We start from the raw sequence: 5,114 nt of genomic DNA on the forward strand, positions 1-5,114 counted from the left end.
GCGAGGAGGCCCGGTCGTCGCAGAAGACGGTCACGGGTCCGGTGGTCTCGGGGTCCATGGTCCCTGCGTACCTGGGCCGGCCTCGGTGCGCGTTCACCCGTGGTCGACGAGCGCGGTGGGCGGATGCCACGCACGCTCCCCGGCTTCGACGACACGTCCCCCGAGCACACGGCTCCCCTGCTCGCCGTCGCGCACTCCGGCAACCTGTCGATCACGACGCCGTGCGTACCTGCGGTCGACGTCGGTCCCTTCGCCGGTCCGCACGACCAGGGCACCCCACGCCCTCAGAGCCGCGCGTACCGCGCCCGGAAGAAGCTGTACACGCCGAACGCCACGAACCCGATGCCGATCGCCACGAGCACCACGGTGCCCCCGGGCATGTGGTGCAGCGCGTCGAAGGCGCCGTCGAGGCCCGTGGCCTGGTCCGGGTCGCTCCGGAACGCCGCGACGGCGATGAGGACGCCGACCGCGACGACCGCGACGCCCTTGAGGACGTAGCCGACGACGCCGAGCACGGTCACCGCGTGCTCGATGGGCTGCCGCGGGCGGACGAGCTGCTTCCAGAACGACCGACGCGCCCCCTCGACGACGAGCGCGATGCCGATCGCGATCGCGACGAGCGCCACGAGCAGCAGGAGGAACACCCCGCCCGGCGTCGCGATGGCCTTGGCTGCGGCGGTCCGCGAAGATCCGCTCGAGCTCGTCCCGGCCCCGGTCGCGTACTGCATCGCCGACCACGAGATGGCGCCGTAGACCACGGCCTTGCCGGCGTTCTTGAGTCGGGCGCCCCAGGCGCGAGCGCTGTCGCTCCGCCCACCGACGACGGCCTCGATGACGAGGCGGATGGTGAGGGCAGCGGTCCCGATGGCGACCACCCAGAGCAGGAACACCCCACCGGGCACCCGCTCGATCTGCTGCAGGGCGCCGGACTGATCCGTCTCGCTCCCGCCGGCTGCACTGCCGATGCCGAGCAGGATCACGAGGTACCCGATGAGGAGGTGCACCACACCGCTGCCGATGAACCCGCCGCGTGCCACCAGTTCGAACCAGCGGCTGTCGGCCACCCGCCGTGCCTGCCGTCCGGCGTCCTTGACCGCCCGTTCCGCCGTTCCGCTCATCGGTCCAGCGTGCCCGTCGGGGACGGTCCTGTCCGGACCGCGTGCGGTCCCCGGACCGCCCCGGTGACGGGCCGGGAGGACGGGCCTGGAGGCGCGTGGCCAGGCCGCCACGCGCCTCCAGGCCGACGACGGGACGGACTGGGGGCGCGGTGCGGGCCCGCCTCGCGCCTCTCCCCACCGGCACGGCCGGACCGTCGCTGGCGCGACGGGCCGGAACCGGCGGCGTGGCCCCAGGCAGTCAGTCACCCTTGACGTTGACGACCTGCCGCAGCGTGTGCCGGACGCGGACCAGGTCGGCGGCGTCCGCCATCACCTGGTCGATGTCCTTGTACGCCGCCGGGATCTCGTCGAGGAACGCGTCCGTGTCGCGGTACTCGATCCCGACCATCGCGGCGCGGAGCTCGTCGTGCGTGAAGGTCTTCCGCGCCGCGGACCGGGAGAACCGACGGCCGGCACCGTGCGGGGACGACTCGAGCGACGGCTTGTTGCCCAGGCCCTCCACGACGTAGGACGCGGTCCCCATCGAGCCCGGGATGAGTCCAGGCTGCCCGGCCCGCGCCTGGATCGCGCCCTTCCGGGAGACCCACACGCTCTTCCCCCAGTGCGTCTCGCGCTGGGTGAAGTTGTGGTGGCAGTTGATCCGCTCCTGCTCGTCGACCGCGGTGCCGAGCACCTCGGCGAGCTGCCGGACGACGCGGTCCATCATCTCCTCGCGGTTGAGCAGGGCGAAGTGCTGCGCCCACCGGAGCTCGGCGATGTACCGGTCGAACTCCGGGGTCCCCTCGACGAGGTAGGCCAGGTCGGGGTCCGCCAGCTCGATCCACCAGCGCCGCATCAGCTGCTTCGCGACCCGGATGTGCCGCTGGGCGATCTTGTTGCCGACGCCCCGCGACCCGGAGTGCAGGAACAGCCAGACCCGGTCGGCCTCGTCGAGCGAGACCTCGATGAAGTGGTTGCCCGACCCGAGCGTGCCGAGCTGGTTCCGCCACCCGCCGTGCGCGCCCGCGGGGTCGAACCCGGCCGCCTCGGCCATCGTCTCGAGCTCGGCGATGCGCGGCTCGGCGGTCGCGACGATCTTCCGGTTCGACGCGCCGGCGGACAGCGGGATCGCACGCTCGATCTGCTCGCGGAGGCCGCGCAGGTCGGACGGCAGGTCGGCCGCGGAGAACTGCGTCCGGACGGCGATCATGCCGCACCCGATGTCGACGCCGACGGCGGCGGGCATGACCGCGCCGAGGGTCGGGATGACGGAGCCCACGGTGGCGCCGAGGCCGAGGTGGGCGTCGGGCATGAGGGCGAGGTGCGGGAACACGAACGGCATCCGCGCCGTCGTGCGGGCCTGCTGCTCGGTGGTCTCCTCGAGCAGGGAGGCCCAGCTGAGCAATCGGTCGGTGATGTGCTGCATGGTGGTTCGTCTCGCTTTCCGTGACGGTCGGCGGCCGTCGGGTGACGGCCGGGGGTGACGGTCCGGGACGGTGCCTGACTGCCGACCGGTCCACCCGAGCCGAGGTCGGGTGGGAGACGGGAGGGCAGGAGACGGGACGCCCCGGGCCGGGTGGGCTCGCGGGGCGTCGGGTGACGGTCGCGTGCCTACGCGGGGTTGCGGAGGGACTGGCTCGCGTACTGCCGTTCGGACAGCACGACGAGTGCGTCGAGCTGGAGCTCGACCCACTGTTCGGGGTGCTGTACGGCGCGCATGCGCAGTCCTTCCGTGGTGCCCGGGGCGGGCGTCCTGCCGGTGGGCAGGAGGACGACAGTAGTGCGACACGCCCGGGGCGCACAAGAGCGACACGCCCGGGCGTGGTCGTCGGTGGCGCGGGCGGCGCGGTCGGCGCGCCGGACGTGCTCGTCGGGCATCAGTCCGCGCGGCCCTCGAGACGCTGGCGGAGTCGCTCCAGCACGGCGCCGGCCTCGGCGAGCACGCGACGGTCGGCTGCGGACGACGCCGCCATGGCCTCGACGAGCACCCGTTCGGCGGCCTCGTCGTAGACCGCGAGCCGGCGCTCGGCGAGCTCGGTCAGCCCGACCTCGGTGCTCCGACCGTCACCGCGGGCGAGCCGGCGCTCGACGAGCCCGTCCCGCTCCATCGCGGCGACGAGGTTGCTGACCGTCGAGCGCGCGAGCCCCAGCGCCCGTCCGAGGGCGGTCGGGCTCGACCACCCGTCGGCGTCGAGTCGCCGGAGGACCTCGATCTGGGCGTCCGGGATGTCGGGCAGGTCACCGGAGCGGCGCGCCGTGGTGAGGAGCGCACGGCGGAAGGGCCCGATCTCCGCGCTCAGGCGGCGGGCCGCGTCGGACAGGCCGTGGTCGTTCGGGCGGGTGGACACCCTCTCAGCGTACTCACCGGAACTACGTCTGCAACAAACGCATTCCGGGTGCAAACTCGAATGCATGGACATCACCACGAGCGTCGAACACCCCGTCCCCGAGCAGGACCTCTCCGGCATCGTCGGACACCGGTTCATCTACACCTACGCCAACGGCTGGCAGTACGAGATGTACGTCAAGAACGCCACCACCATCGACTACCGGATCCACTCGGGCATGGTCGGCGGTCGCTGGGTCAAGGACCAGCAGGTCGACCTCGTCGCCCTGACCGCCGGCGTGTACAAGGTGTCGTGGAACGAGCCGACCGGCACGAGCGTCGTCGTCACCGTCGTCCCGGGCGAGCGCGTGCTGCACGGCACGATCTTCTTCCCGCACTGGGTGGAGGAGGACGGCAGCAAGACCGTGCTCTTCCAGAACGACCACCTCGACCGCATGCGCGAGTACCGCGACCAGGGCCCGACCTACCCGATCTACGTCGTGCCCGAGTTCGCGCACATCACGCTGTTCGAGCACGTGGGCGAGGACGACGAGACCGTGGTCGACACAGCGCCCGCCGACCTGCCCGCCGGCTTCGCGGACCGGACGAACTGATGCGCCCGATCACCCTCGACCACCGGGGCCGGACGGTCCGCGGCTGGGAGCTCGGCACGGACGAGCCCGGACGCCCGGCGGTCCTGCTCGTGCACGGCTTCGGCAGCACGGACACCGGCGGCCAGCAGTTGTTCGTGCAGACCGCCCGTCGGCTCCACGAGCACGGAGCGGTGGTCCGCTCGTACAGCCGCCTCGGCCACGGGACGAGCGACGGCGAGTTCGCCGACATCACCATCGGTGACGAGGTCGACCAGGTCGAGTCGATGATCCGGACGCTCGCCGCGGACGCCGGAGCACCGGTGCACGTGGTCGCGCACAGCCTCGGCGCCGTGGAGTCCGCGACGGCAGCGGCCCGGGTCCCCGAGCTCGTCGCCTCGCTGACGCTGTGGTCGCCGGCGGGCGTCGTCGTCGACGACATCGCGAGCAAGGACGAGATCCAGGGGCAGCCACTCGCGCCGGCCCGCGAGCAGGGGTACTTCGACTTCGGCGGGATGGCGCTCGGCACGGCGTTCATCGACGAGGTCACGGCCGGCCTCGACGTGTACGCCGGGATCGACCGCTACACCGGACCGGCCGAGGTCCTGCACGGCACGGCCGACCAGATCGTGCCGCTGTCGTACGGCGAACGGTACGGCGAGGTGCTGCCCCGGGCAGCCTTCACCCCGGTCGAGGGCGCGGACCACGGCTGGTCCTCGGTGCCGTTCCGACGGCTCCTGCTCGATCGGCTGGTCGCCTTCGTCGGACTCGCGGACGGCTCCTGACGGTTCCGCGGTGCGGCGTCGAGCCACCCACGGTGACCGCGGTCGTCACGCCGGTGTGAACACCACCCCGGCGGCACCGGGGGTGCCGTCCCACGCCGTCGCACCGGCCGCGATCGCCCGCGCGAGGACGTCTCCCCCCTGCTCGCCCGAGGTCCGGGAGGTGTCACACACCACCCGGACCCCGAGCGTGCGGCTGATGCGGACCATCGACCGCACCTGCGCTGCCGAGGTGGAACCGGGGTCGCCGATCAGCAGGAACGTCGGGGGCGGTGTGAAGCTGCTGAGCGCCGCCCCCCAGCCGTACACCCGGTCGAGC

The 5,114-nt window shown here is 72.7% G+C and carries 6 protein-coding genes; 2 read left to right on the forward strand and 4 right to left on the reverse strand.

Annotation, left to right across the window (positions count from 1 at the left end):
* Nucleotides 1–284 precede the first annotated feature (284 nt).
* The 3 genes from I59_RS03205 to I59_RS03220 all read right to left on the reverse strand — a co-directional run bounded on the left by I59_RS03205 (nucleotide 285) and on the right by I59_RS03220 (nucleotide 3,445).
* A complete protein-coding gene (locus I59_RS03205; protein WP_022902640.1) occupies nucleotides 285–1,118 on the reverse strand; it encodes a DUF1206 domain-containing protein in 834 nt (277 codons plus the stop codon).
* Nucleotides 1,119–1,356: 238 nt separating this feature from the next.
* Entirely contained in the window at nucleotides 1,357–2,523 is a 1,167-nt protein-coding gene (locus tag I59_RS03210; protein WP_022902641.1) for an RtcB family protein, read from the reverse strand.
* Nucleotides 2,524–2,974: 451 nt separating this feature from the next.
* Nucleotides 2,975–3,445: a MarR family winged helix-turn-helix transcriptional regulator gene (locus I59_RS03220; RefSeq protein WP_022902643.1), complete on the reverse strand. Its 471-nt coding sequence runs from the start codon at nucleotides 3,443–3,445 to the stop codon at nucleotides 2,975–2,977.
* Between the two features lie 64 nt (nucleotides 3,446–3,509).
* Here I59_RS03220 and I59_RS03225 point away from each other — a divergent pair, with 64 nt between their 5' ends.
* Entirely contained in the window at nucleotides 3,510–4,037 is a 528-nt protein-coding gene (locus tag I59_RS03225; protein WP_022902644.1) for a phenolic acid decarboxylase, read from the forward strand.
* Nucleotides 4,037–4,798, forward strand: a complete 762-nt coding sequence (locus I59_RS03230) for an alpha/beta hydrolase (RefSeq protein WP_022902645.1) — start codon at nucleotides 4,037–4,039, stop codon at nucleotides 4,796–4,798. Before I59_RS03225 ends, I59_RS03230 begins: the two co-directional genes overlap by 1 nt.
* Nucleotides 4,799–4,843: 45 nt before the next feature.
* On the opposite strand, the gene I59_RS22560 is transcribed toward I59_RS03230, so the two are convergent.
* A partial coding sequence (locus tag I59_RS22560; RefSeq protein WP_031272660.1) for a hypothetical protein occupies nucleotides 4,844–5,114 on the reverse strand: 271 nt, incomplete at its 5' end.

Source organism: Curtobacterium sp. B8, assembly GCF_000333315.1.
GTDB lineage: Bacteria > Actinomycetota > Actinomycetes > Actinomycetales > Microbacteriaceae > Curtobacterium > Curtobacterium luteum.

What these genes read in the sequence shown, in the direction of transcription:
- I59_RS03225 (WP_022902644.1), top strand. Translation starts at nt 3,510, where the DNA reads ATGGACATCACCACGAGCGTCGAACACCCCGTCCCCGAGCAGGACCTC.
- I59_RS03210 (WP_022902641.1), bottom strand. Translation starts at nt 2,523, where the DNA reads ATGCAGCACATCACCGACCGATTGCTCAGCTGGGCCTCCCTGCTCGAG.
- I59_RS03205 (WP_022902640.1), bottom strand. Translation starts at nt 1,118, where the DNA reads ATGAGCGGAACGGCGGAACGGGCGGTCAAGGACGCCGGACGGCAGGCA.
- I59_RS03230 (WP_022902645.1), top strand. Translation starts at nt 4,037, where the DNA reads ATGCGCCCGATCACCCTCGACCACCGGGGCCGGACGGTCCGCGGCTGG.